Source organism: Ensifer sp. GW101-20A05 (assembly GCF_059424735.1).
In genome coordinates this window covers 83,240-106,995 of record NZ_JBWKZT010000001.1, presented here as the reverse complement: position 1 = coordinate 106,995, position 23,756 = coordinate 83,240, and the positions used below count along the sequence as shown (strand labels likewise).

The following is a 23,756-nucleotide window of genomic DNA, read 5'->3' as shown; positions in this document are numbered from 1 at the left end:
GGCTATAAGCGGGAAGGAACCTGACCATGACAGTAAAGACCCTTGCAACCGTCGGCGCCGTTCTCGTCGCCCTCTCAACGCTCACCGCCTGCGGCAACACCATCCGCGGCATCGGGCAGGATACTGCAAACACTGTCAACGCGACACAGTCGGCCGGCAAGAAGGTGGCACACTCCGTCAACTAAGCCTGACGGCAAACGACTGGGCACGGCCTCCGTCGCCCACGCCGAACCAGCCAGACATAAGAAAGCCGGCCGCGGATTTCACTTCTGCGGCCGGCTTTTTCATCTCGGATTGCCCGAAGCTTAGCCAGCTGCCAGCCGGTTGTGCTTGCGCTTCATGAAGTCCTTGGCGGTTTCGACGGCGATCGCCGCGTCGCGGCAATAGGCGTCGGCGCCGACGGCCTTGCCGAATTCTTCGTTCAGCGGCGCACCGCCGACGAGAACGACGTAGTCGTCGCGTAGTCCCTTTTCCTTCAGCGTGTCGATCACGACCTTCATATAGGGCATGGTGGTGGTCAAAAGCGCCGACATGCCGAGAATGTCCGGCTGCTCGCGCTCGATCGCTTCGAGGTAGTTCTCAACCGGGTTGTTGATGCCGAGGTCGACGACGTCGAAGCCGGCACCTTCCATCATCATGCCGACGAGGTTCTTGCCGATGTCGTGAATGTCACCCTTGACGGTGCCGATCACCATCTTGCCGAGCTTCGGCGCGCCGGTTTCGGCAAGCAGCGGACGCAGGATGGTCATGCCGGCCTTCATGGCGTTAGCCGACAAAAGTACTTCCGGCACGAACAGGATGCCGTCGCGGAAGTCGATGCCGACGATGCGCATGCCTTCGACCAGCGCCTGGGTCAGGACATCGTAGGGCGTCCAGCCGCGCTTGAGCAGGATGTGGGTCCCGTCCTCGATTTCTTCCTTCAGACCGTCATAGAGGTCGTCGTGCATCTGCTGCACAAGTTCTTCGTCGGAAAGGTCCTCGAGAATGATTTCATCGTCTGCCATATTGGGGTTCCTCGGTTCCTGGCACGGCCGCGCAAATATTCCGGGCGCGTCCATCAATCCATAGCGTTCGATTTCTAAAAATCTGTTTTCGAAAGCGACGTCGCATATGACAAAAAGCGACGGGAGGGCAGCTTCTTTTGACGCCTGCATATTCTTAACAAAAACAATATATTCGCGCCACGCGGTTTTTGGCGTCCTGTGGTCGCTTCTCGGTAGTGTTCGAGTTGCGCCACTCCTTGGCGCATTGAGACCCGCAAGGCCCCCTATGCTTGGTAGCATTAGGACCAATTGATGCTTGAAGGCGCAAAAAGTGATGCGCGGGAGAGGAAAAGCGAATGAGCGACGTGACAGATCAGGGCGCGGGTGAAGGCGGCGGTCGCCGCTCGCGTGGCGAGGGACGGGGAGCGGCAGCACGGCGTGCGTCGCGCACCGGGGGCGGTCCGGGACCGTCTCTGCCCTATATCCAGCGCAAGATTCGCGAATATGAGGTCCTCGACGAGGAAGGCCTGCAGCTCATCGAGCGCAATGCCGACACGATCCTTGAGGAAATCGGCATCGAATTCCGCGACGACGCCGAGGCGCTCGAACTCTGGAAAGAGGCCGGTGCCGACGTGCGCGGCCAGCGCGTGCATTTCCCCAAGGGGCTCTGCCGCGAACTCCTGAAGACGGCGCCATCCGAATTTACCTGGCATGCCCGCAATCCGGAGCGCAGCGCCCAGGTCGGCGGCAAGGCGACGATCTTCGCGCCGGTCTACGGCCCTCCCTTCGTGCGCGACCTCGAGGGCAACCGCCGCTATGCGACGATCGAGGATTTCCGCAATTTCGTGAAGCTTGCCTATATGGCGCCGTCGATACATTCGTCGGGCGGCACGGTCTGCGAGCCGGTCGATATTCCCGTCAACAAGCGTCACCTCGATATGGTCTACAGCCATATCAAATATTCCGACAAACCCTTCATGGGCTCGGTGACGGCGCCGGAGCGCGCGGAAGACACGATCGCCATGGCGAAGATCGTATTCGGCGATGAGTTCGTCGAAAACAATTGCGTCACGCTGAACCTCATCAACGCCAACTCGCCGATGGTCTTCGACGAGACCATGGTGGGGGCGCTGAAGGTTTATGCCCGCCACAACCAGGCCTGCGTGCTTTCGCCGTTCATCCTCTCGGGCGCCATGAGCCCGGTGACGGTTGCCGGCACGCTGACGCAGATTCTCGCCGAAGTTCTCGCCGGCGCCTCCTTCACCCAGCTCATCCGCAAGGGCGCGCCGGTTCTGTTCGGCACCTTCGCCGCCTCGATCTCGATGCAGTCGGGCGCTCCGACGTTCGGCACGCCGGAGCCGTCGCTGGTTTCCTACGGTGCTGCCCAGCTCGCCCGTCGCCTGAAGCTGCCGTTCCGTACCGGCGGCTCGCTCTGCGGCTCCAAGGTTCCGGATGCACAGGCAGCGCACGAATCGGCCAGCACGCTTAACATGACGCTGCTTGCCGGCACCAACTTCGTGCTGCATGCGGCCGGCTGGCTCGAAGGCGGTCTCGTCTCGTCCTACGAGAAGTTCATGATCGACCAGGACCAGCTCGGCATGATGCAGAAGATGGCCGAGGGCATCGATCTCTCGGAAGAAGCCCAGGCGCTGGACGCAATCCGCGAAGTCGGCCCGGGCAGCCATTATCTCGGCTGCGCCCATACCCAGGCCAACTTCCAGACGGCCTTCTATCGCTCGCCGCTCGCCGACAACAATTCCTTCGAGCAGTGGGAAGTGGAAGGCGAAAAGCGCATCGAGCAGCGCGCCAATGCGCTCGCCCGCAGCTGGCTGGAACACTACGAAGCGCCTTACCTCGATCCCGCGATCGACGAAAAGCTCAAGGCCTTTATCGACCAGCGCAAGAATTCGATGCCGGACGCTTTCACCTGAAAGGGTCCCGAGCGAGCCAGGGAGCAAGGCGGCGCGGCGCAGGTGGCCGACATGATCCAGAAGGAGGTCTGGCGCCCGCATTACGAACACCAGGGGCCGAAACCGAAATGACGGCGCCTTCCGCGACAGCGGACAAGATTGTCGAGATAGTCCGTGCGGCGCTGGCGCCGCACGGACTTTTTTTGCGCGGAACGCTGAACTTCTCTTCCGCAGAGGCAGCACCGCTGCTGGCCGATGGGCGACCGGCGGCAAGCGTGCTGCTGATCGGCAATATCGGCGGCTCGCTGTGGCAGGCCTTCAATGCCTGGCGGGAGGGCCTGCCGGATCGTGGCGGTGCCGATCCGCTCGACACCTGGTCGAAGATGGTGATAGGGCCGGTTGCCGCAGCCTGCGGGGCGACCGTCTATTTCCCATCCGATCCGCCGTGGCAGCCCTTCCAGCAATGGGCGATGCGGGCAGAGGGCCTGCAACCTTCGCCGCTCGGCATCCTCATCCATCCGCGTTACGGGCTCTGGCACGGTTATCGTGGCGCCCTTGCTTTCGACAGGCCGCTTCCCGAAACCGGCGAGCGGGCGGCGCAGCACCCTTGCGATCGTTGTGCCGCAAAGCCCTGCATGTCAGCCTGTCCAGCAAATGCGCTTGTCGAAGAGCGCTTCGATGTCGGCCTCTGCCGCGGGCATCTGCGCAGCGAAGCGGCCAGGGGTTGCCTGTCGGCAGGCTGTCTTTCGCGCGATGCCTGTCCTGTCGGGAGTGACTATCGCTATCGTCAGGAACAGCTTCGCTTCCATATGGCAGCGCTTAGCCTCTAGAGTGGGACGAGGAAAGTGTCTCGGTCTTTCGGCCGCATCGCCCTAACTTACGAGAATCGATCGCGTTTATGATTTGGAGGAGCGCCCCAAAAATCACTGTGGTCTCGGCGATCCGGCTATCCTCCTTGTCCGCAAAGATGGTGGAAATCTCCAAAATGACTAAAATTGGAGATGTCTTGGAAAGATAATATTATCGAATTTACACCGATCTGGACGGCGTGGCGTTGGAGTCCATCGTATGAGAGGTAGCCCAGTCGTATCCGTGAGTAACTATCCTCCGCACCTTTCGCGCGAGGAGGTGGAAGCGCAGATCTCTCGTCTTAACAGCATCCACGCCGCAAACAGCCAGGTCCTCGATGAAGCCTTCAAGCGCCTGCTGGCGATCGGCGCCGGCCACGCCGCCGTCATTGCCGCCTGCATCACCGGCTTTGATGCGCTGGTGGACCGTTCGGTGTTTTCGGGCGGTTTCCTTCCCGATGCCATCGACCTGCTCCGGAAATTCGCGCTGACCGTCAGCGCCCTTGGCCTGTTCCTGACCTTCCTGGCCATCGGCAACAACTTCGGCGAGGTGCGGAAGGAAGCGAAGCGCCATGCGGTGAAGCTCGCGACGACGCTCAGGGAAAAGCGCCTGCTGCTTTCGCTGTCGCAGGATGTGCTGAACCGCGATCCCAAATCCTATGTGCTTGCTGGCGTCGGCGGCTTTGCCTGCCTCTGCGTGATCTTCGGGCTGGCGGCTGCGGTCGGGAGTTATGGACTTGTGATTGCCATGGGGCTGATCGCCGCCGGCTGAGGGCGGATGCTTGTCGTTGGCGTTGCGCCAGAACCGCCGCAATCTCCGTCATGCTTGACGTCTGATTCGATTGGACCTTTTGCCATGCCGCTTTTCCCAAAGCCTTTTCTCGTCGGTGCTGTTCTGTCGGCTGGCCTTGCCGGGCCTGCTGCTGGCGCCTGCCGCGACGTCAGCCATCTCGGACAGGACTATCTCGCCTGTTCGTTCAATCCGGCGACAAGCGATATTCGCCTGTACAATAAAGACCAGGCGGGCGTGCCCTTTCGCTCGTTCCGGGCGCTGTCGCTCGAACTGCGCCACCGTGAGGAGTACATGGCCTTCGCCATGAACGGCGGCATGTATCACGACGACCTGTCGCCCGTCGGCCTGCACATCGAGGAGGGGCGCGAGCAGGCGCCGCTCAACACCAATACCGGCTGGGGCAATTTCCATCTGCTGCCGAATGGGGTGTTCTACATCGACGACGGCAAGGCGGGGGTGATGGGGGCGGAAGCCTATCGTGATGCCGGGATCACACCGCGCTTCGCCACGCAATCCGGGCCGATGCTGGTGATCGACGGAAAGCTGCATCCGCGCTTCCTGCCCGATAGCACCAGTTTCAAGACCCGCAACGGCGTCGGCGTGACGGACAAGGGCGAGGTGGTCTTCGTCATCTCGAAACGCCCGGTGCGTTTCCACGATTTCGCGACGCTCTTTCGTGACACGCTTGATTGCCCCAATGCGCTTTTCCTCGACGGCACGATTTCCAGCGTCTACGCGCCCGAGATCAATCGTCACGACCGGCTGTTTCCGATGGGGCCGATGATCGCCGTCGTCGGGAAGTTTCCCCGCTGATTTTCTCTGGACGCGGGATGCGGGCGGAAAACCGCACGCACTTTTCCTCATCCCGCTGGAAAAAAATATGTCTTCCACCCAAGGAACGGGCAGCCTGCAACGTCTAAGGTTCAAATGAGGTGAGGGCGGGCACGGATTTGGACGCTGAACTCGTCGAAAAGGCGATAAGTGGAGACCGGCAGGCTTTTGGCCAGCTGGTCGAGCGACACTATGATTTTGTCCATGCGGTCGCCTGGCGCTGGTCCGGCAATGCGTCGGATGCCGAGGATATCGCCCAGGATGTCTGCCTGCGCTTAGGGGGCGCGATCCGTGGTTTTCGCGGCACCAGCCGGTTTCGCACCTGGCTCTATACGCTGACTTTGAATGCCGCCCGCGATCACAAGAGACGGCAGGCGCGCGATGACCGGCGCATGCAGGCCTATGCCAGCGAACAGGCGACGATCGCTCCGCCCGAGGATCCCGATGAGGAGCAGCGCGAGGCGCTGTGGGCGGCGGTGCGGGACCTGCCGGAAAAGCAGTGCGATGCGGTGCTGCTCGTTTACGCCGAGGGGCTGAGCCATGCGGCTGCCGCCGACGTGCTCGGATGCTCGGAAGCAACCATATCCTGGCATGTGCACGAGGCGCGCAAGCGACTGAAGACATTGCTCGGCAAGGAGGCCGTGTGACGATGAGCGACGATTTCGAAAAGCTCTCCGGGCTCACCCCGCCGAAGGCCTCTGCGGAGGCGCGCGCCCGCGCACTCGCTGCCGCGATGCAATCCTTCGACGCCGCAGAAGAAAATTCGACTGCCACCCAAGGATCGGTCCAGCCGGTTCGTCAAAGCTCCATCTTCAACCGGATATGGAGCCCCATCATGAACCGGAAACTGCTCGCCGGATCGGCACTCGCCACACTTCTCGTCGTGCCTGCCGCAGCCTTTCTGACGCTAGAACTGACGCGCAACGGTGCGCCCTTCGGCGAGAGCGCGCAGGAGATCGCACTGAAGGACGAGACGAAGAAGGAAGTGGAAAGGCAAAAGGCCGAGCCGCAGATGGTGGCCAAAAAGGCGGCTACAGACGAACTTGCGCGCCAGCGGGAGGCAAAAACCCTGGAGGCGCCCGCCAGCGCTTCGGTGGAAAGCGAGGCTGCGGCGCCAGCCGCCGAAGCCGACGCCATGGCCAACCGTATTGCGACCGACAGTGCCGCTCCGCTCTCGGCCGTCGGTGGCATGCAGCCGCAGATGACCTATCAGCCTGCGCCGATCGCCCAAGAGGAGAGCCTGATCGCACCGCCGGAAAACCGCGAACGCTTCGGCAAGGCCGACAGCAATCCGGTCAAAAGTGTTGTGACTGACCCGGTCTCGACCTTTTCGGTCGATGTCGACACGGCGGCCTACGCCTTCGTGCGCCGCTCGCTGATGGAAGGGCAGATGCCGGAGCGTGACGCCGTGCGGGTCGAGGAGATGGTCAATTACTTCCCCTATGATTGGCCACGCCCGGAAACCGCCGCCGAGCCGTTCAAGGCGACGGTGACGGTGACCCCGACGCCGTGGAACGGCGGCACACGGCTGATGCATGTGGCGATCAAGGGCTACGACGTCGTGCCAGCGCAAGCGCCGAAGGCAAACCTCGTTTTCCTGATCGACGTCTCCGGCTCCATGGACGAGCCGGACAAGCTGCCATTGTTGAAGAGCGCCTTCCGGCTGCTCGTCGAGAGATTGAAGCCTGAAGATACGGTTTCGATCGTCACCTATGCCGGCAATGCCGGAACGGTGCTGGAGCCGACAGCGGTGAAGGACAGGGCGAAGATCCTTGCGGCGATCGATACCCTGCAGCCGGGCGGTTCGACGGCCGGCGCCGAAGGCATCGATGCGGCCTATGCGCTCGCCGAGAAAGCCTTCGTCAAGGGCGGGGTCAACCGCGTCATGCTGGCGACGGATGGCGACTTCAATGTCGGTCCGTCGAGCGACGACGACCTGAAGCGGCTGATCGAAGACAAGCGCCAGAGCGGCATCTTCCTGTCGGTCCTCGGCTTCGGCCGCGGCAATTACAACGACGCGCTGATGCAGACGATCGCCCAGAACGGCAACGGCACGGCGGCCTATATCGACACGCTCGCCGAAGCGCAGAAGACGCTGGTGGAGGAGGCGGGCTCGTCGCTCTTCCCGATTGTCAAGGACGTCAAGCTGCAGGTCGAGTTCAATCCGGCGGCGATCGCCGAATACCGCCTGATCGGCTACGAGACGCGCGCCTTGAAGCGCGAAGACTTCAACAACGACAAGGTGGACGCCGGCGATATCGGCTCCGGCCATAGCGTCACGGCGATCTACGAGGTGACGCCGACGGGCAGCCCGGCGGTGCTGAACGACGACCTGCGCTATGCGGAGGCACAGAAGCCGGCGGCAGAAGCAAGCCCGCATGGCGGCGAACTCGCCTTCCTGAAGATCCGTTACAAGAAGCCAGACGGAGACAAAAGCGAACTGATCACCACGCCGGTGACCGAGGCCAATGCCGTGCCGGCGCTCGCTGAGGCGTCGGGCGACGTGCGTTTCTCGGTGGCAGTCGCTGCCTTCGGGCAAAAGCTCTCGGGCGTCACGGCCCTCAACGACTATGCCTATGACGCCGTCATCGACCTCGCATCGGCTGCCAAGGGCGCCGATCCGTTCGGCTACCGCGCCGAGTTCGTCAATCTGGTGAGGTTGGCGAAGGGGCTCGGCGGTTCCCGCAACTGAGTGGCAGTCCGCTTATCTCCGCGCTCAGGGAAGCCCCTCATCCGCCTGCCGGCACCTTCTCCCCGTCATTACGGGGAGAAGGGACGAGCGGTGACGGTTTTGCCCATCGCGAGGCGGAGATTGAACGACGAAACGTTTGAGGTCTGGCACTGGAGCGGGCGCCTAGCTGTTCTCTCCCCGCCTGCGGGGAGAGATGTCCGTCAGGACAGTGAGGGGCAATCATTAGAGGCAGGCGCCGCGCTGCACCAATTGCCTGCCGCGCTCGATATCTCTCCCTGCTTGCGGGGTGAGAGGCAGCGCCGCGTGCTCACGCCTTCGGAAAAGCGCGGTCCAGGCCGCCGGCCTTCGAAAGCCCGGCCTTGAACGCCTGGTAGGCGGCGTGCTGGCTGGAGCGGCCGGCTTCCATCAGGCGCATCTGCAGGCGCGCTGGGGCCGTGTTGCCGAACCATTGCCCGAGCTTTTCCAGTTTCAGGGAGTTCAGGAACTTGGCCTCCGAGGCGAGGTCGAGGTGGCGATAAAGGCCATCCATCAGACGCTCGTCCTGCTCGGGGTTTTCCATCAGCAGGCGCAGGAAGGACTGGTCTGCTTCGGCGAAAGCCCCAAGCTTCTCGGCGACCGTATCCCGGTCGGGAAAGGAGGCTGGGCCGGCGTTCATGTAAGTCTCCCGTCTGCGTTTCCGAGCGCGCGGCGCGTCTTGTGAGGCGCGCATGGGGTCGCTGTAGCACGTTGAATTGCTGCATGTTTTCGTCCGTTTCCGGTACGAACAGGCGAGCAGCGAATCTTCCTGTCATCGGGGATAGGCCAGCGGCTATCGGTACGCAAGCTGTAGCGCATATGCTGTGTTTGAGCAAATCGTCCAATATTGACAATAAATACAAATTCAGAAATAAGCGGGCATGACCATTGCACCCGCCTTCGCCTCCATCCTCGCCACGCATGCGCCGACGGCCGCTGCGATCAGCGCCTTGCTCTATCCGCATGGAGAAGTCGTGCTGCACGATCTCAGGACCGGTACGGTTGCAGGGATCTGGAACTGCTTTTCCGGGCGCGCGGTCGGCGAAGATTCGCTGATCGAGGAAGAGTTCGCCGCGGTCGGCAGCGCCGACGCCGTGCTCGGTCCTTATGAAAAAACCGGCACGGATGGCCGGCGCTTCAAGTCGATCTCCGCCGTGCTGCGTGACGGCACGGGCGAAGCGGTCGGCCTGCTCTGCATCAATCTCGATATGTCGATGATCGATTCGGCGGTGAAGCTGCTTTCGGCTTTCGCCGGCGCCGAGCAGCCGAGGCCACAGGCGCTCTTTGCGCGCGATTGGCGCGAGGAGATCAATGCGACGCTGCATGGCTGGCTGAAGGAGCGGGGGCTGGCACTTTCGGCCCTGAAGCGCGGCGATCGCGTGGCGCTGGTGGCAGCACTCGATGGACGCGGACTGTTCCAGACGCGCAATGCCGTCGATCACCTGGCAAGCCTCATCGGCGCCTCGCGCGCCTCGATCTACAATTATCTTGCTGCGGCACGCGGCGAGGCACCCTGATTGAAACATGCGCAATTCCGGACGGCTTGGCGCTTTCCCGGAACTGCCTGATCCGCAACCGTTTCGCGCGCCGTCGGGCGCCGAGAGGAGGAGACTTCCATGACGACCTTGCCCGATTTCCGCCTCGAAACCCATTTCTCCCGCTGGGAGTTCAGTGCCCGCCACCACATGACCGCGAGCGACAGCCAGACGATAAGCATGAGCGATCTGCTCGCACTTGCCGACGACGAGGACCGCGCCGCCTGGGAAAGCGTGACGCTCGGCTATACCGAGACCCATGGCGCGCCGGCGTTGAGAGCGGCGATCGCTGCCACCTATGAAGGCCTTTCGGCCGCAGACATCCTCTGCTTCGCCGGCGCGGAGGAGGGGCTCTATTGCGCCATGCTGGCGCTGCTCGGGCCGGGTGACCATGCGATCGTGACGGTCCCGAACTACCAGTCGATGGAAACTTTGCCGGTAACGATCGCCGGTGCCGTCACCGGTGTGCCGCTCCGCCCGGAAAACAACTGGCGGCTCGATATCGCCGACGTGCGCGCTGCCTTGAGACCCAATACCCGGCTGATCTGCATCAACTTCCCCAATAACCCGACCGGCGCCATCGCCGACCAGGAAACGTTCCGGGCTCTGGTGGCGCTCTGCGCCGAGCGCGGCATCCATCTCTTCAGCGACGAGGTCTATCGCGGCCTGGAACGCGATCCCTCGCTTCGGCTGCCGCAGGCGGCCGAGTGCTTCGAGCGCGGCATCTCGCTGAACGTCATGTCCAAGGCCTACGGGCTTCCGGGCCTCAGGATCGGCTGGATCGCCTGCCGCGACCACGCACTGCTCGAGCGCATGGAGAAGATGAAGCACTACCTGTCGATCTGCAATTCGCGACCGTCGGAAGTGCTGGCGACGATCGCGCTCAAGGCCCGCGCTGTTATCCTCGATCGCAACCGGGCGCTGGTCGCTGCCAATCTCGAAAAGCTCGGTACCTTCTTCGCCGAGTTTCCCGATCTCTACGAATGGCGGGCACCTGACGGAGGTTGCGTCGGATTTGCCCGCTATCTCGGCGCCGATGGTGTCGAGACCCATTGCCGGCGTCTCGTGGAGGAGTCGGGCGTCTTGCTCCTTCCTTCGAGCCTCTTCGTTTCCGATCTTCTTCCGGTCGCAACCGATCGCTTCCGTGTCGGTTTCGGCCGCAAGGACATCGAGATCGGGCTCGATGCCTGGCGCCGGCATCTCACCGGGCTTCGTGCATCCGCCTGACACCCGCAAGCCGAAGGATATCTCGTGCTTTCCCGCGGCGGCATTCGGTCGCCGCGGTGCCGGTTGGCGGCCGTGCCCAGAAATCCCGCGAATGTGGATATACACCGGGCAGCAATGGTCCTGTCGTTAGGGCCGTGTTAACCAGCGGCCCCTGCCACCGAGTGTTCCCCCTGCTGATGCATTACAGACCCGAAATCGATGGACTGCGCGCGCTTGCCGTGGTGCCAGTCCTCCTGTTCCATGCCGGTTTCGGCCTTGTTGCCGGCGGTTTTGCCGGCGTCGACGTCTTCTTCGTCATTAGCGGCTTTCTGATCACCTCGATCATTCATAGCGAAATCCACGACGGGAGCTTCAGCATCGTCCGCTTTTACGAGCGGCGGGCCCGCCGGCTCGCGCCCGCGCTCCTGCTGGTTTGTGCCGTTTCGATCCCTTTCGCGCTTCTGTGGATGCTGCCGCAGGAGCTCAACACGTTTGGCAAGAGCCTTTATGCCGTGAATTTCTTCGCCTCGAATTTCCTGTTCTGGGATCAGACGGGATATTTCGAGCCGAGCACCGATCTGATGCCGCTGCTGCACACCTGGTCGCTGGCGGTCGAGGAGCAGTTCTATCTCGTCTTTCCGCTGCTCCTGCTTGTGCTGCGCCGTGTGTCTGCGGCAACTACGCTGAAGGTCGTGCTGGCACTCGTCGCCTTGAGTTTTGCGATGACGCAGCTCCTGGCGCGGGTCGATCCGGCCGCGAATTTCTATCTTCTGCCCAGCCGTTTCTGGGAGCTTGGCATCGGTGCGGCCCTGGCGCTTATGGGCGCCGCGAGGCTCGATCTGGCAAAAGGCCGCCGCGAACTGCTCTCGGGCCTCGGCCTGGCCGCGATCATCGCGAGCTACCTCTTCGTGCCGGAATCGGCCTTCTATCCCGGCTTTACGACGGTGCCCGTGGTGCTCGGAACGGCGCTGGTTCTTGCCTTTGCGCACGGCGACACCGCCGTCGGCCGGCTGCTGTCGCTGAAGCCGCTGGTCGCGATCGGCCTCATCAGCTACAGCCTTTACCTCTGGCACCAGCCGGTGTTCGCTTTCGCGCGGCTGAGGGCGATCGATGGGATCCCGGCCGAGGGCTATGCGCTCTTGATCGCGCTGTGTTTCGCGCTCGCCTATCTCAGCTGGCGTTTTGTCGAGCAGCCCTTCCGCAATCCCAAGCGCTTCGGGCGCGGCGCGGTCTTCGGCGCAACGCTTGCCGCCGGATCGGCGGCGATCGCACTCGGCTTCGGCTTTGATGGTTCGGACGGACTGGTTGCCCGGAACCGCGAGCTCGCGCAGTTGACACAGCCGAGCGTCGGTCTCGGCAAGAAATGCGACGCCGTCGCCGATCTCGCATGCGCCACCAGCCCGAAGCCGGAAGTTGCGGTCTGGGGCGATTCCTTTGCCCGCCATCTCGTCGATGGCGTCATCGCCTCGAAGCCGGACGTGCGGCTGGTGCAGCTTGCCAAGAACAATTGCGGGCCGTTCCTGAACCTGGCGCCCGTCGTTCCCCGGCTCGGTCGCAACTGGCCGCAGGACTGCGCGCGTTACAACGACGACGTCCGCCGCTTTCTGCTCGCCAACCGGTCGATCCGCTACGTCGTTCTGTCCTCGCAGCTCAGCCAGTATCTGCAGCAGGAGACGGTGCTCGTCGACGGCCGCAAGGAAATGCGGTCGGAAGTGAGCCTTCTCAGTGATGGCCTGCGGACGACGCTCGCCTGGCTGAAGGCCAACGGCTTCGAAGCCGTCTTCGTGGCGCCGACGCCGCATGACGGCCGCGACACGGGGCTCTGCGTGGCCAGGGCACGGTTGCTCGGCGAACCGGATCAGCGCTGCGAGCCGGCGCTGAAGGACGTGCGCAAATATGATCAGGACGTGCTCAAGGTGGTCGCCGATATCGCCGACGAATATCCGGTCGTCAGCTTCATGAACTATCTCTGCGATGCGGATAGCTGCAAGGTCGAGGACAAGGGTGTCTCGCTCTTCGAGGACTTCGGGCATTTCTCCGAGCAAGGATCTCGCCAGATGGGCCGAGCCTTCGACTTCTACCGCTCCTTCATCCAGGCGGCGGAGCGCGATGCTCTTTCCTGGCGTGAGCCGGGCACTCTGCCGCTCTTCGGGAGCGCCGATCTTTAACGGCGTGTGCCACCACCGGGCGCTGTTCATCAATCTCCAAAAGCAAACGCCCCGGATCGTGCGATGCCGGGGCGTTTGCTTTTGATTTGGCTTGTCGCTCAGATCAGGCGCGGCGGCTGCGACGCTCGCGGGCCGGCGCGGCTGCCGTTTCGTTGGCGGTCTTGTTGCGCAAGGGGCCGATCCTTTCGATGATCAGATCAAGCGTCGGGCGCTCGCGGCGCACGTGCTCGTCGAGTGCCACGCGCATGGCGGCGAGGTGGTCGCAGGTGGTGCCGCAGCAGCCGCCGATGATCTTGGCGCCGGCATCGGCCGCAAGCCGCACATATTCGGCCATCAGCGGCGGCGTGCCGGAATAGTGGATCTCGGAGCCGCGGAATTCCGGAATGCCGCAATTGCCCTTGACGATCACGGTCGCCTCAGGGGCGGCTTCGGTCATGTCGAGCAGCGAGGAAAGGATGTCCGAAGCGCCGACGCCGCAATTGGCGCCAACGGCCACGGGGCCGTTGCCGAGATCGCTGGCAACACCGTGGATATCCTTCGGATGCAGGCCCATCATCGTCTTGCCGGCGGTATCGAAGGAGCCGGTATAGACGTAGGGCAGGCCGACCTTGGCGGCTGCTTCTGCGGCCGCGCGAATCTCGTCCGGCGAGGACATGGTTTCGATCCAGGCGACTTCGGCGCCTCCGGCCTTCAGGCCTTCGATCTGCTCGATGAAGGCGACAACCGCGTCCTCATAGGAAAGCGCGCCGAGCGGAATCAGCAGTTCGCCGGTCGGGCCGACGGAGCCGGCCGTGATGACCTTGCGCGGTGCCTTGTCGGCAACGGCGCGGGCGATCTCGGCGGCGCGCTTGTTCAGCGCATGCACGCGGTCGTCCGCCTGGTGCAGCTTCAGGCGATGGCGGGTGCCGCCGAAGGTGTTGGTGAGGATGATGTCGGCGCCGGCGTCGACGAAATCCTGGTGCAGCTTGGTGATGTTCTCCGGCTTGCTCTCATTCCAGAGTTCCGGCGCTTCGCCGGCCTCGAGCCCCATGGCGAAGAGCGACGTGCCGGTGGCGCCGTCTGCGAGAAGAATGCCTTTTTCGGCAATGAGGGCGGAGAGGACATTGGATGCTGCGGTCATCGGTTTTTCCCGGCTAGAAGAGATTGCAACAAGATATAAAGATATCTTTATGTCTTGGCAAGCGTTCAGCGTCGGGAGGCTGGCGCTTCCGCGCGCATGCTCATGCGGCCGGCAAGCCCGAGCCCGAAGACGGTAAGCGCGGTCAGCAGCCACATCGGGTCGGCACGATTGAGGAAGAAGCTTTCGAGCATGGCGTTATAGGTCATGAAGATGACCACCATAACGCAGAAGTCGGCGAAGATGCGCGCCTGCGGGCGACGATAGGCGCGGATGTAATCGAAGAGCGGTTTGACGAAGAGGAGGGCCGTCATCAGAATGCCGCCCGGCGCGCCGAACATCAGCACCGCGTCGAGATAGCTGTTGTGACCGGTAACGATGCCGCGCACGTCCCAGCTCGCCTCGAAATTCGCTTCCATTCCCATGATCACGGGCGATAGCCAGAAACTCGCATAGCCCTGGCCGAGCCACGGGCGCTCGGCGATGCTGGCACTGGCGAATTTCCAGATGTCGTCGCGGCCGGTAAATGTCGGATCGTCGATCAGGGCCTTGGTGATCGAAAGCAGCGTGTCGGAATAGATGGTGCCGAGGGTCAGGCCGAAGATCAGAGCCGACATGGCGAGGTGGGCGAGGATCATCAGGCTGGGGCTGCGCACGGCGCGCCCGGCAAAGACGAGGCCGATCGCGATCGGCAGGAAGCCGATCGTTGTCTTCGACCCGGTATGAAGCACGAAATTGGCCGCAAGAAGCGTGATTGCCCAGCCGCGCAGCGGCGCACCGGCACGCAGGCAATAGATGCCGAACATGCAGAGGATGGAAAAGACCGGGGCCGAGACGTTCTTGTGCAGCAGATGGCCGCGCCAGAAGCCCGCATGCCAGGGTTCGTCGCCGAGGGCCGAATGGATGGCGCGGTCTGGCGCCACGAAGAGCGCGGCATAGTCGATCAGGATCAGAAGCAGGATGGCGTTGGCGCCGGCATTGACGAAATCTCGCTCGCTCCTCGGCAGCACCAGCACGCCCGCCACCATGATCATCGCAATGAGGCTCAGCGTCAGGCCGCGGGCGGAAGCCGCAGGGTCATAGGACTGCAGGCAGGAGAGATAGGCGATCGCGAAGATCGCGATCCAGCTCGGCGAGACCAGGCGGGCCAATATCCGCCTGTCGACCGTAAGCAGCATGGCGAACAAATAGACCGCGCCGAGCACCAGGTAGCCGACCTGGTTGATGATATTGCCTTCGTTGGCGGCGTTGGGGTCCGTGGTTACCGCACCCTCAAACGGGATCAGCGTGAAGACGATGAGGAACAGGCCAAGGCCCGAGAGCAGCGCGGCAAGACCGTGGACGAGCTCCGCCAGGCCGGCATCGAAGGCAGCCGGCACCCGCTGACGTTCGGTGGATAGGTTTGCCGTGGCTGAGTTCGGGTGCATGGCCTGCCGAAACGGGTGGAAGTTTGCCGCGTCGCGGGCGACGCCTTCGTTTGTGAACCCACGCCGGTGTCGCCGTTGAGGCTGGCCGGGCAGGGGAGACGGTCACCTTGGCGCAATCAGGTTAAACCTCGGTGAAGCGCGAGATGGTCCTGCCCGCGGCGACGGCTTGGTGCCTCGGTCGCCGGGAATGTGATATTTGCAGACGGATTGCCGCAGGTGCTTGCCGCGCCGGCCTCCTACCCGTAAAAAGGCGGGGATGTCTCGGCCGTGGAAAACGCGGCCGCTGCCGTTTTCAGCGGCATGTCTTCCATAATTCGATCACGATTTTCGTCCCGAGGTCGTTCGATAGCGTCGAAACGAGAAAACACGATATGCAGTCCCTTATCCGTATGGTCGCGTCCGCCGCGGTCTCCGTGAGCCTGCTCATTGGCAGCGCCTCCTTTGCCGCTGCCGGGCAGGCGCATTTTGTCGTCAACGCCGAGACCGGCTCGATTCTCGAAGCCGACAATGCGGACGAGCTGAACTTTCCGGCCTCGCTGACGAAGATGATGACGATCTATCTCGCCTTCGAAGCGCTGAAGAACGGCACCCTGCAATGGGACCAGAAGTTGACCGTTTCCGAACACGCCAACGGCCTTGAGCCGTTCAAGCTTGCCGTCGGCGCTGGCCGCCAGATCACCGTGCGCGAAGCGGTCATGGGCATGGTCGTGCTTTCGGCCAACGACGCAGCCGTCGTCATCGGCGAGACGCTTGCCGGCAACGAGCCCGCCTTCGGCGAGATGATGACCCGCAAGGCCAAGGCTCTCGGCATGAGCCGCACCGTGTTCAAGAACGCCAACGGTCTGCCGGATCCGGCCCAGGTGACGACGGCGCGCGACATGGCGACGCTTGGTCTCGCGCTGATGCGCGACTTTCCTCAGGAGTTCCAGCTTTTCGCCAACAAGACGATCGAGTTTCGCGGCATGAAGCTGCGCGGCCATAACGGCGTGATGAAGCGCTACGAAGGCGTCGACGGCATCAAGACCGGCTATACGGACGCCTCCGGCTACAACCTGGTGACGTCTGCCAAGCGCGGCGGCACCCGCCTCGTCGCCGTCGTCATGGGCGGCAAGACTGCACAGGCGCGCGACGACGACATGATCGCTCTGCTCGACAAGTTCCTGCCGCCGAAGGAAGACGCAAGCGCTGCAAGCGTCGCCGAGCCGGTTGCAGCGGCAACGGCAGCGAACACGACGAACTAACACGCGTTTCGATTTCGATTGTCGGGGGGCAGACTCGCCTTCCGATACAGGTTCAATCCGCCTCTAAGCCGATCTTCGGTTCTTGTGATTGATCATCGGCGAGAAAGTCTGTCCCTCACCCTAACCCTCTCCCCGCAGGCGGAGCGAGGGGACGTGCCCGGTCGCCAACCGCCAGCCATTGGCTGGGGAGCTGGATGATCTTGTCAGGTTAGGGAATGCGGCCTTGCCGCGAGTCCCTTCTCCCCGTCAGAACGGGGAGAAGGTGCCGGCAGGCGGATGAGAGGCGCCTCGTCAGTTGGCGCGGCTGACCCCGATCATCCCGTTTCAAGCCGCCGCGCGATCCTCGTGGCTCGTTGGCGTGACCATGGCGGAGATGACGGTGGAAAGGTCGAGTGCACCGATCGGGCGGCCGTTGACGTCGACCACATGGGCGCTTGTGACTCGGGCAGCGGTCATCATGCGGGCGGCCGATTCCAGCACGGTGCCGGTCACGAGCGGTACGCCTTCGGCATTGCCCGAGAGCGGGCGCATGATCGTTTCGACATTGATCACCCGCCCACGGTTCACTTCCTTGACGAAAGCGGTGATGTAGTCGTCGGCCGGCGAAAGCACGATCTCCTGGCCGGTGCCCTGCTGCACCACGCGTCCGTCGCGCAGGATGGCGATCTTGTCGCCGAGGCGCAGCGCCTCGTCGAGGTCGTGGGTGATGAAGACGACGGTCTTCTTCAGTTCCTTCTGCAGGTCGAGAAGCACGGTCTGCATGTCGACGCGGATCAGCGGATCGAGCGCCGAATAGGCTTCGTCCATCAAGAGGATATCGGCATCGTTGGTGAGCGCGCGGGCAAGGCCGACGCGCTGCTGCATGCCGCCCGAAAGCTGGTTCGGATAGTGGTTCTCGAAGCCCTTGAGGCCGACGCGCTCGATCCAGCCGCGCGCACGCTTCTCGCTCTCCTTGCGCTCGATGCCCTGGATTTCGAGGCCGTAGACGGTGTTGTCGAGCACGGTACGGTGTGGCAGCAACGCGAATTTCTGGAACACCATCGCCGTCTTGTGGCGGCGGAATTCCCGGAGAGCGTCGTCGTTCATCTTGCAGACATCGACACCGTCATAAAGCACTTCGCCCGAGGTCGGGTCGATCAGCCGGTTGATGTGGCGGATCAGCGTCGACTTGCCGGAGCCGGAGAGACCCATGACCACCATGACGCCGCCGGCGGGCATGGAGATGTTGATGTCCTGCAGGCCGAGCACGTGGCCGTGCTTCTCGTTGAGCTCGGCCTTGCCCAAGCCTTTCTTGACGGCGTCGACAAAGTCGCCGCCACGGGGTCCGAAGATCTTGTAGAGGTTCTTCACCTCGATCGCGTGACTAGCCATGGATAACCTCCGAGTGCTTTTGCAGCCGCTTGCCGAAGGCCTGGCTGGTACGGTCGAAAATGATGGCTATGCCGACAAGGGCAAAGCCGTTGAGGAAGCCGACGGTGAAGAACTGGTTGGCGATCGCCTGCAGCACGTTCTTGCCGAGGCCGCCGACGCCGATCATCGAAGCGACGACAACCATCGCCAGCGACATCATGATCGTCTGGTTGATGCCGGCCATGATGGTCGGCAAGGCGAGCGGCATCTGCACATTCTTCAGTTTCTGCCAGGACGACGAGCCGAAGGCGTCGGCCGCTTCCATCACTTCCTTGTCGACGAGACGAATGCCGAGATTGGTCAGCCGGATCATCGGCGGCACGGCGTAGATGACGACCGCGATGAGGCCCGGCACCTTGCCGAGGCCGAAGACCATGACGACAGGGATCAGGTAGACGAAACTCGGCATCGTCTGCATGACGTCGAGGATCGGGTTGATAAAGGCCTGCACCCGGTCCGAGCGCGCCATCAGAATGCCGATCGGAATGCCGATGACGATCGAGATGAGCGTGCAGACGGTGACCATCGCAAGCGTGACCATCGTGTCGTTCCAAAGCCCGACAAGGCCGATGGCGATCATCGACAGCGCCGTCCCGATGGTGACGTTGATGTTGCGGCTGCCGAAATAGACGACCGCCACCATGAGCACCAGGACCAGGATCCAGGGCGAGCCGACGAACAGGCTTTCGAGGTAGTTCAGGAACCATTGAAGCGGCTGGACCATCCTGTCGATGATGTCGCCATAGGACCGCACGAATCCCTTGAAGCCGTCATCGACGGTCTTGCGAGCGAGCCGGATCGTGCCTTCGTCAATGGCAGGGAACTTGCAGAGCAAAGCTGGCAAGACACTGCAGATGGATGCCATATGTATCCCCTTCTTGGCCGGAAGTCTTTTATCTCGCCGGTTGCGTCTCGGCATCGATTTGCGTCGATGCCTGCGCACACTGCTGGTGGCCTCTTTGGGCCCGGCTCTTGAACTGTGTCAGCGAAATGTGGCGTCCGCTTTACTGTTTGCGACGCGGACGGCCTCGCTTCGCCGCCTCTGGAACGACGCGCGCTCGAACGGAACCCGTGAGAGCGCTGCATTGTCCCCGTTCCGGCATCACAACCGGAACGGACAGGCGGCCGTGAGGGACGGCGCGCCTGCCCTTGTGTCGTGTCAGAGTGCCGCCTTGACCTTTTCGGCCACTTCCGGGCTCACCCACTGGGTCCACATGTCCGGGAACTCGGCGAGGAAGTGCTTGGCGCCATCCTCGTTGGTACCCTGGTTCTGGTCCATCCAGGCGAGAACCTTGTTGACGGTGCCGTTGTCCCACTTGCGCGCCTTGACGTAATCCATGGCGACGCCGGCCTTCTCGGAGAAGGACTTGGTCACGACCGTGTAGACGTCGGAAACCGGGTAGGAGTTGACCTTCGGTGTCGGGCAGTCAGGAACGGCGGTGCAGGCGTCCCAGTCGGCCTTGTCGTGGTCGACGCCGAAGGAGAGGCGGGTCATTTCGTACTTGCCGAGAATGGCGGTCGGCGCCCAGTAGTAGCCGAGCCAGCCGGTCTTCTTTTCGAAGGCGTTGGCGATCGAGCCATCGAGGCCGGCGGCCGAACCGGTATCGACCAGCAGGAAGCCGGCTTTTTCCGCGTCCAGTGCCCGATAGAGATTGGCGGTCGAGACCTGGCAGTTCCAGCCCGACGGGCAATTGTGAACGGCGGCCTTCGACGAATCTTCCGGCGACGGGAAGAGTTCCGGATGCTTCAGGGCGTCCTGCACCGTCTTGATGTCAGGATGCGCGTCTGCGAGGAATTTCGGGATCCACCAGCCCTCGATGCCGCCTTCGCTCAAGATCTTGGCGGCTTCGATCAGCCGGCCTTCCTTGATCGCGGCGTCGAGCGGCGTGCGCACGGCGTTGACCCAGAGTTCCGGCGCCATGTCGGGTTGCGACTTTTCGTTCATGGAAGCGAAGGTCGGCATGGTGTCGCCGGTGACCAGCGTCACGGTGCAGCCGTAACCGTTTTCGAGAATGAACTTGTCCACCTGGGCGGCGACGCCGGCGGAAGCCCAGTTCATTTCGGCAATGCTGACTTCACCGCATTCCGCAGCCTGCGCGGAACCCGCCAGAGCATAGAGGCCCGCGGCGAGAATGGTGGAAGCGAGGAGTTTCTTCATGTTGCAAGACCTCCCAGTCTTTATTTGCAGCCAATTTCCAAACGGGAACCCACGGCGGATGCCGAGCATCCTCCGTCACCCGGAGCAACTATGCAGCCTGGGGTTCGGCATCAAATTAAGCCAAGGTTCACCCTTGCTGCGGACGGTGCGGGAGTTCGTTTTCAGCCCTGGCCGCGGAACCCTGTCGCCAGCCAATCTCCTCTTATACCGCCAGCCAAGCCTAAGTATTCTCATTGAGAAATCAACCTCTTCAATCGGAACGTCGGGTCGCCGCCGCTCTTTACGCGTTCTGTCTGCGACATCGCCGGCGGGCGCTTTTTGAGCATGAGGAAGGCCGAATTTAAGCAATACCGACAATTCCTGCCGCAAAAAATGGCGCTATGCGCCACATCGTTCGAATCCCTGTCGAGATCCTGACGTTTCCTGTCGTGATTGCGTCACGGCGATTGTCGCGCATGTCGCGAAAAAAATTCAAAAAAAGCCGAAATTCATCTTTGGTTAAATCCTCAATAACCATCCGGTAACGATGTCCAGCTAATTGTTCTTTTCGCGGCGGGGGACTGCCGCGGGTCCGGATCAGGTAGTGCGTCCCGGATTTCAAGCGAACCTTCGGTGCGTTACCCCGAAGTGACCAGGCGTTTTTTGGGTGGCCGCATCCCTCTTTTCGAGGTTGATGCGGCCTTCGCATTTCAGCACCAGCGTCGGACATAAAAAAACCGCCCCGGATGGGGCGGTGGAGGAGGCTCTGGGAGGAGAGCTCGAAGGGGCATCTGCGCCCCGATCGCGGACCTAGCCGACGTTCGACGTACGGATGAAGCCGAGCGGACCGAAGGGAGCGTCGACGACGAGGTTGCGCACGCGTGACTGGCTGGTCGGAACCTTGGAGTTCCAGGCGATCTGGACGAAGTTGGGCTTGCTGAAGATGTACAGCATGGACGTAAACCTTGAGAGGCCGGAGGCCTGTCCCCCGGAGCGTGTTGCTATGCCGCTGATATAGGTGTGCGCTGCAATAGAATGAATGCCAAACTCGCCATGCGATGTCGCAATTTGGCTACCGGCTGCGGCATTTTCGACAAGCCTTGCGAAAGGCCGAAACAATGCGTGAGAAGCCTCACTTAATTGCGGCGAAATCGTGTCGAAACAGACCTTTGCCGCTGACCGTTTCAGTGTTACCGATGGCCGCATGACACGCAGGATCATGTTGCAGGGAACCGGCTCGGATGTCGGAAAATCGGTACTGGTGGCGGGGCTCTGTCGGCTCGCCGCCAATCGGGGCTTAAAGGTCCGGCCGTTCAAGCCGCAGAACATGTCGAACAACGCCGCCGTTTCCGACGACGGCGGCGAGATCGGCCGGGCGCAATGGCTGCAGGCGCTGGCCGCGCGCGTGCCGTCGTCCGTGCACATGAATCCCGTGCTTTTGAAGCCGCAGTCCGACGTCGGCAGCCAGATCGTCGTGCAGGGCAAGGTGACGGGGCAGGCCAAGGGCCGGGAGTACCAGGCGCTGAAACCGAAGCTGCTTGGCGCCGTGCTGGAAAGCTTCGAACAGATCTCGGCCGGCGCCGATCTCGTGGTGGTGGAGGGCGCGGGCTCGCCGGCGGAGATCAACCTCAGGGCCGGCGATATCGCCAATATGGGCTTTGCGACACGCGCCGACGTGCCGGTCGTGCTCGTGGGCGACATCGACCGCGGCGGGGTGATCGCCTCGCTCGTCGGCACCCATGCGATCCTTTCGGACGAGGACCGGCGCATGGTCACCGGGTACCTTATCAACAAGTTCCGCGGCGACGTTACGCTGTTCGATGATGGCATCGCCGCCGTCAACCGCTTCACCGGCTGGCCTTGTTTTGGCGTCGTGCCATGGCTGAAGGCAGCAGCCAGGCTGCCGGCAGAAGATTCGGTCGTGCTGGAGAAACTGACGCGCGGCGAGGGACGGGCGCTGAAGGTTGCCGTGCCGGTGCTGTCGCGCATCGCCAATTTCGACGACCTCGACCCGCTGGCCGCCGAGCCCGAGGTCGATCTCGTCTTCGTCCGGCCGGGCAACCCGATCCCCGCTGATGCCGGCCTCGTCGTCATTCCCGGATCGAAGTCGACCATCGGCGATCTCATCGATTTTCGGGCGCAAGGCTGGGATCGCGATCTCGAGCGCCATGTGCGCCGCGGTGGACGGGTCATCGGCATTTGCGGCGGCTACCAGATGCTCGGTCGTCGGGTCACCGATCCGCTCGGCATCGAGGGTGGCGAACGTGCGGTCGAGGGCCTCGGGCTTCTCGACGTCGAGACCGAGATGGCGCCGGAAAAGACCGTGCGCAACAGCCGCGCCTGGTCGCTGGAGCATGACGTGGCCCTCGAGGGTTACGAGATCCACCTGGGCAAGACGCAAGGGGCCGATTGCGACCGACCTTCGGTTCGCATCGGCAACCGTGCGGATGGTGCGCTTTCTGCCGACGGCCGGGTGATGGGTACCTATCTGCACGGGCTGTTCACGAGTGACGCCTATCGCACAGCACTTTTGAAGAGCTTCGGCATTGAAGGCGGCGCCAGCAACTATCGCGAGTCGGTCGATGCGGCGCTCGACGATGTCGCCGGCGAGCTGGAGGCGGTACTCGACCGGCGCTGGCTGGACGGACTGCTCGGCAGATAACCGAAAAGGCGGGCAGCGGAAATCATCGGGATTCCTGGCGACAGCATGGACAAGCCTGAAACCCCAGCATCTTCCACCGTTCCGCTGTAGAATTCACTGGGAAGGACGGAGCGCTCAGCTGCGGCCGCGCGCTCGGAGACAGGTGTTGCAATGCAGGACGAAACCAGACGAGCCCATTGGGACAAAGCCTATCAATCGAAAGGCGAAGCGGGGGTCAGCTGGTTCGAAGATGCGCCCGCCGTTTCGCTCGATCTCATCCGCAGGCACGTGACGATCGCCACCGCGTCGCTGATCGATATCGGCGGCGGCGCCTCGCGGCTGGTGGACGCGCTGCTCGACGAGGGCATGAAATCAGTGACGGTGCTCGATCTGTCGCCGGCGGCGCTCGATGCCGCCAGGGCAAGGCTCGGGCCGCGGGCCGACGCGGTCCACTGGGTTGCGGCCGATGTGACCGCGTGGCGGCCGGATCGGACCTACGACATCTGGCACGACCGCGCCGCCTTTCATTTCCTGACCGATCCGGACGACCGGGCGGCCTATATCGAACGCCTGACGGCGGCCGTCGTTCCGGGCGGACACGCCGTTATCGCCACCTTCGCGCCCGATGGTCCGGAGCGCTGCAGCGGTCTGCCCGTGGCGCGTTACGACCCGGCGGCGCTGGCCGAAGTGATCGGACCGTCCTTCCGGCTTGTCGAGCATATCATGCACCAGCACACGACGCCGTGGAACTCGACGCAGGCCTTCCAGTTCAGCGTGCTGCAGCGGGTGACGCACTAGGGCC

22 protein-coding genes are annotated in these 23,756 nt (G+C 62.8%); 13 read left to right on the top strand and 9 right to left on the bottom strand.

Annotated elements, in window-relative coordinates; all coding sequences use genetic code 11:
• The first annotated feature begins 26 nt into the window (after nucleotides 1-26).
• The gene (locus AC070A_RS00500; protein WP_057254143.1) at nucleotides 27-185 is read left to right on the top strand and encodes an entericidin domain-containing protein; all 159 of its coding nucleotides are present in this window, start codon (nucleotides 27-29) and stop codon (nucleotides 183-185) included.
• Between the two features lie 120 nt (nucleotides 186-305).
• Here the strand turns inward: AC070A_RS00500 and AC070A_RS00495 are convergent, their stop codons facing one another.
• Nucleotides 306-1,004, bottom strand: coding sequence for a corrinoid protein (locus AC070A_RS00495; protein ID WP_057254147.1), 699 nt, complete (start codon nucleotides 1,002-1,004; stop codon nucleotides 306-308).
• Nucleotides 1,005-1,339: 335 nt separating this feature from the next.
• On the opposite strand from AC070A_RS00495, the gene AC070A_RS00490 reads away from it, so the two are divergent.
• The 6 genes from AC070A_RS00490 to AC070A_RS00465 all read left to right on the top strand — a co-directional run bounded on the left by AC070A_RS00490 (nucleotide 1,340) and on the right by AC070A_RS00465 (nucleotide 8,057).
• Complete coding sequence (locus tag AC070A_RS00490) at nucleotides 1,340-2,914, top strand: trimethylamine methyltransferase family protein (RefSeq protein ID WP_058323207.1); 1,575 nt, start codon at nucleotides 1,340-1,342, stop codon at nucleotides 2,912-2,914.
• 107 nt (nucleotides 2,915-3,021) lie between these two features.
• Entirely contained in the window at nucleotides 3,022-3,723 is a 702-nt protein-coding gene (locus tag AC070A_RS00485) for a 4Fe-4S dicluster domain-containing protein (protein WP_058327015.1), read from the top strand.
• A gap of 262 nt (nucleotides 3,724-3,985) precedes the next feature.
• The gene (locus AC070A_RS00480) at nucleotides 3,986-4,513 is read left to right on the top strand and encodes a hypothetical protein (protein WP_162771006.1); all 528 of its coding nucleotides are present in this window, start codon (nucleotides 3,986-3,988) and stop codon (nucleotides 4,511-4,513) included.
• A gap of 84 nt (nucleotides 4,514-4,597) precedes the next feature.
• Complete coding sequence (locus AC070A_RS00475; protein WP_113737663.1) at nucleotides 4,598-5,347, top strand: phosphodiester glycosidase family protein; 750 nt, start codon at nucleotides 4,598-4,600, stop codon at nucleotides 5,345-5,347.
• A 137-nt stretch (nucleotides 5,348-5,484) separates the two neighbouring features.
• The gene (locus AC070A_RS00470) at nucleotides 5,485-6,012 is read left to right on the top strand and encodes an RNA polymerase sigma factor (RefSeq protein ID WP_113737633.1); all 528 of its coding nucleotides are present in this window, start codon (nucleotides 5,485-5,487) and stop codon (nucleotides 6,010-6,012) included.
• On the top strand, nucleotides 6,009-8,057 hold the full coding sequence (locus AC070A_RS00465) for a vWA domain-containing protein (RefSeq protein ID WP_492384634.1): 2,049 nt from the start codon (nucleotides 6,009-6,011) through the stop codon (nucleotides 8,055-8,057). Before AC070A_RS00470 ends, AC070A_RS00465 begins: the two co-directional genes overlap by 4 nt.
• A gap of 307 nt (nucleotides 8,058-8,364) precedes the next feature.
• Here the strand turns inward: AC070A_RS00465 and AC070A_RS00460 are convergent, their stop codons facing one another.
• Nucleotides 8,365-8,712 carry a hypothetical protein gene (locus AC070A_RS00460; RefSeq protein ID WP_058323203.1) on the bottom strand — a complete coding sequence of 116 codons (348 nt, stop codon included), beginning with the start codon at nucleotides 8,710-8,712 and terminating at the stop codon, nucleotides 8,365-8,367.
• Nucleotides 8,713-8,953: 241 nt separating this feature from the next.
• Here AC070A_RS00460 and AC070A_RS00455 point away from each other — a divergent pair, with 241 nt between their 5' ends.
• The 3 genes from AC070A_RS00455 to AC070A_RS00445 all read left to right on the top strand — a co-directional run bounded on the left by AC070A_RS00455 (nucleotide 8,954) and on the right by AC070A_RS00445 (nucleotide 12,981).
• Complete coding sequence (locus tag AC070A_RS00455) at nucleotides 8,954-9,589, top strand: helix-turn-helix transcriptional regulator (protein WP_093234612.1); 636 nt, start codon at nucleotides 8,954-8,956, stop codon at nucleotides 9,587-9,589.
• A gap of 99 nt (nucleotides 9,590-9,688) precedes the next feature.
• Complete coding sequence (locus AC070A_RS00450) at nucleotides 9,689-10,834, top strand: aminotransferase class I/II-fold pyridoxal phosphate-dependent enzyme (RefSeq protein ID WP_113737634.1); 1,146 nt, start codon at nucleotides 9,689-9,691, stop codon at nucleotides 10,832-10,834.
• Between the two features lie 176 nt (nucleotides 10,835-11,010).
• A complete protein-coding gene (locus AC070A_RS00445) occupies nucleotides 11,011-12,981 on the top strand; it encodes an acyltransferase family protein (RefSeq protein ID WP_192494755.1) in 1,971 nt (656 codons plus the stop codon).
• Nucleotides 12,982-13,084: 103 nt separating this feature from the next.
• Here AC070A_RS00445 and bmt read toward each other — a convergent pair whose 3' ends face one another.
• Nucleotides 13,085-14,101: a betaine--homocysteine S-methyltransferase gene (bmt, locus tag AC070A_RS00440; RefSeq protein ID WP_192494754.1), complete on the bottom strand. Its 1,017-nt coding sequence runs from the start codon at nucleotides 14,099-14,101 to the stop codon at nucleotides 13,085-13,087.
• Between the two features lie 65 nt (nucleotides 14,102-14,166).
• Nucleotides 14,167-15,525 (bottom strand): O-antigen ligase family protein, encoded by a 1,359-nt coding sequence (locus AC070A_RS00435; protein WP_113737637.1) that lies wholly within the window; start codon nucleotides 15,523-15,525, stop codon nucleotides 14,167-14,169.
• A gap of 371 nt (nucleotides 15,526-15,896) precedes the next feature.
• Here AC070A_RS00435 and AC070A_RS00430 point away from each other — a divergent pair, with 371 nt between their 5' ends.
• Nucleotides 15,897-16,766, top strand: a complete 870-nt coding sequence (locus tag AC070A_RS00430) for a D-alanyl-D-alanine carboxypeptidase family protein (protein WP_057254171.1) — start codon at nucleotides 15,897-15,899, stop codon at nucleotides 16,764-16,766.
• A gap of 324 nt (nucleotides 16,767-17,090) precedes the next feature.
• On the opposite strand, the gene AC070A_RS00425 is transcribed toward AC070A_RS00430, so the two are convergent.
• The 5 genes from AC070A_RS00425 to AC070A_RS00405 form a co-directional block, all read right to left on the bottom strand.
• On the bottom strand, nucleotides 17,091-18,137 hold the full coding sequence (locus AC070A_RS00425) for a quaternary amine ABC transporter ATP-binding protein (protein ID WP_057254173.1): 1,047 nt from the start codon (nucleotides 18,135-18,137) through the stop codon (nucleotides 17,091-17,093).
• Nucleotides 18,130-19,041: an ABC transporter permease gene (locus AC070A_RS00420; RefSeq protein ID WP_057254175.1), complete on the bottom strand. Its 912-nt coding sequence runs from the start codon at nucleotides 19,039-19,041 to the stop codon at nucleotides 18,130-18,132. The genes AC070A_RS00425 and AC070A_RS00420 overlap by 8 nt, the downstream gene beginning before the upstream one ends.
• Nucleotides 19,042-19,335: 294 nt before the next feature.
• Nucleotides 19,336-20,334, bottom strand: a complete 999-nt coding sequence (locus AC070A_RS00415) for an ABC transporter substrate-binding protein (protein WP_057254177.1) — start codon at nucleotides 20,332-20,334, stop codon at nucleotides 19,336-19,338.
• 340 nt (nucleotides 20,335-20,674) lie between these two features.
• Nucleotides 20,675-21,043, bottom strand: coding sequence for a hypothetical protein (locus AC070A_RS00410; protein WP_162771008.1), 369 nt, complete (start codon nucleotides 21,041-21,043; stop codon nucleotides 20,675-20,677).
• Nucleotides 21,044-21,123: 80 nt separating this feature from the next.
• Nucleotides 21,124-21,267 (bottom strand): hypothetical protein, encoded by a 144-nt coding sequence (locus AC070A_RS00405; RefSeq protein ID WP_093234608.1) that lies wholly within the window; start codon nucleotides 21,265-21,267, stop codon nucleotides 21,124-21,126.
• A 250-nt stretch (nucleotides 21,268-21,517) separates the two neighbouring features.
• Here AC070A_RS00405 and AC070A_RS00400 point away from each other — a divergent pair, with 250 nt between their 5' ends.
• Both AC070A_RS00400 and AC070A_RS00395 read left to right on the top strand, forming a co-directional pair.
• Nucleotides 21,518-22,975, top strand: coding sequence for a cobyric acid synthase (locus AC070A_RS00400; RefSeq protein WP_113737665.1), 1,458 nt, complete (start codon nucleotides 21,518-21,520; stop codon nucleotides 22,973-22,975).
• Between the two features lie 150 nt (nucleotides 22,976-23,125).
• Nucleotides 23,126-23,752, top strand: coding sequence for a class I SAM-dependent methyltransferase (locus AC070A_RS00395; RefSeq protein ID WP_113737638.1), 627 nt, complete (start codon nucleotides 23,126-23,128; stop codon nucleotides 23,750-23,752).
• Nucleotides 23,753-23,756: the final 4 nt, after the last annotated feature.

Excerpts from the sequence above, each read along its gene's own strand:
- AC070A_RS00500 (WP_057254143.1), top strand. The coding sequence starts at position 27 with ATGACAGTAAAGACCCTTGCAACCGTCGGCGCCGTTCTCGTCGCCCTC.
- AC070A_RS00495 (WP_057254147.1), bottom strand. The coding sequence starts at position 1,004 with ATGGCAGACGATGAAATCATTCTCGAGGACCTTTCCGACGAAGAACTT.
- AC070A_RS00490 (WP_058323207.1), top strand. The coding sequence starts at position 1,340 with ATGAGCGACGTGACAGATCAGGGCGCGGGTGAAGGCGGCGGTCGCCGC.
- AC070A_RS00485 (WP_058327015.1), top strand. The coding sequence starts at position 3,022 with ATGACGGCGCCTTCCGCGACAGCGGACAAGATTGTCGAGATAGTCCGT.
- AC070A_RS00475 (WP_113737663.1), top strand. The coding sequence starts at position 4,598 with ATGCCGCTTTTCCCAAAGCCTTTTCTCGTCGGTGCTGTTCTGTCGGCT.
- AC070A_RS00460 (WP_058323203.1), bottom strand. The coding sequence starts at position 8,712 with ATGAACGCCGGCCCAGCCTCCTTTCCCGACCGGGATACGGTCGCCGAG.
- AC070A_RS00455 (WP_093234612.1), top strand. The coding sequence starts at position 8,954 with ATGACCATTGCACCCGCCTTCGCCTCCATCCTCGCCACGCATGCGCCG.
- AC070A_RS00450 (WP_113737634.1), top strand. The coding sequence starts at position 9,689 with ATGACGACCTTGCCCGATTTCCGCCTCGAAACCCATTTCTCCCGCTGG.
- AC070A_RS00445 (WP_192494755.1), top strand. The coding sequence starts at position 11,011 with ATGCATTACAGACCCGAAATCGATGGACTGCGCGCGCTTGCCGTGGTG.
- bmt (WP_192494754.1), bottom strand. The coding sequence starts at position 14,101 with ATGACCGCAGCATCCAATGTCCTCTCCGCCCTCATTGCCGAAAAAGGC.
- AC070A_RS00435 (WP_113737637.1), bottom strand. The coding sequence starts at position 15,525 with ATGCACCCGAACTCAGCCACGGCAAACCTATCCACCGAACGTCAGCGG.
- AC070A_RS00430 (WP_057254171.1), top strand. The coding sequence starts at position 15,897 with ATGCAGTCCCTTATCCGTATGGTCGCGTCCGCCGCGGTCTCCGTGAGC.
- AC070A_RS00425 (WP_057254173.1), bottom strand. The coding sequence starts at position 18,137 with ATGGCTAGTCACGCGATCGAGGTGAAGAACCTCTACAAGATCTTCGGA.
- AC070A_RS00420 (WP_057254175.1), bottom strand. The coding sequence starts at position 19,041 with ATGGCATCCATCTGCAGTGTCTTGCCAGCTTTGCTCTGCAAGTTCCCT.
- AC070A_RS00415 (WP_057254177.1), bottom strand. The coding sequence starts at position 20,334 with ATGAAGAAACTCCTCGCTTCCACCATTCTCGCCGCGGGCCTCTATGCT.
- AC070A_RS00410 (WP_162771008.1), bottom strand. The coding sequence starts at position 21,043 with ATGTCCGACGCTGGTGCTGAAATGCGAAGGCCGCATCAACCTCGAAAA.
- AC070A_RS00405 (WP_093234608.1), bottom strand. The coding sequence starts at position 21,267 with ATGCTGTACATCTTCAGCAAGCCCAACTTCGTCCAGATCGCCTGGAAC.
- AC070A_RS00400 (WP_113737665.1), top strand. The coding sequence starts at position 21,518 with ATGACACGCAGGATCATGTTGCAGGGAACCGGCTCGGATGTCGGAAAA.
- AC070A_RS00395 (WP_113737638.1), top strand. The coding sequence starts at position 23,126 with ATGCAGGACGAAACCAGACGAGCCCATTGGGACAAAGCCTATCAATCG.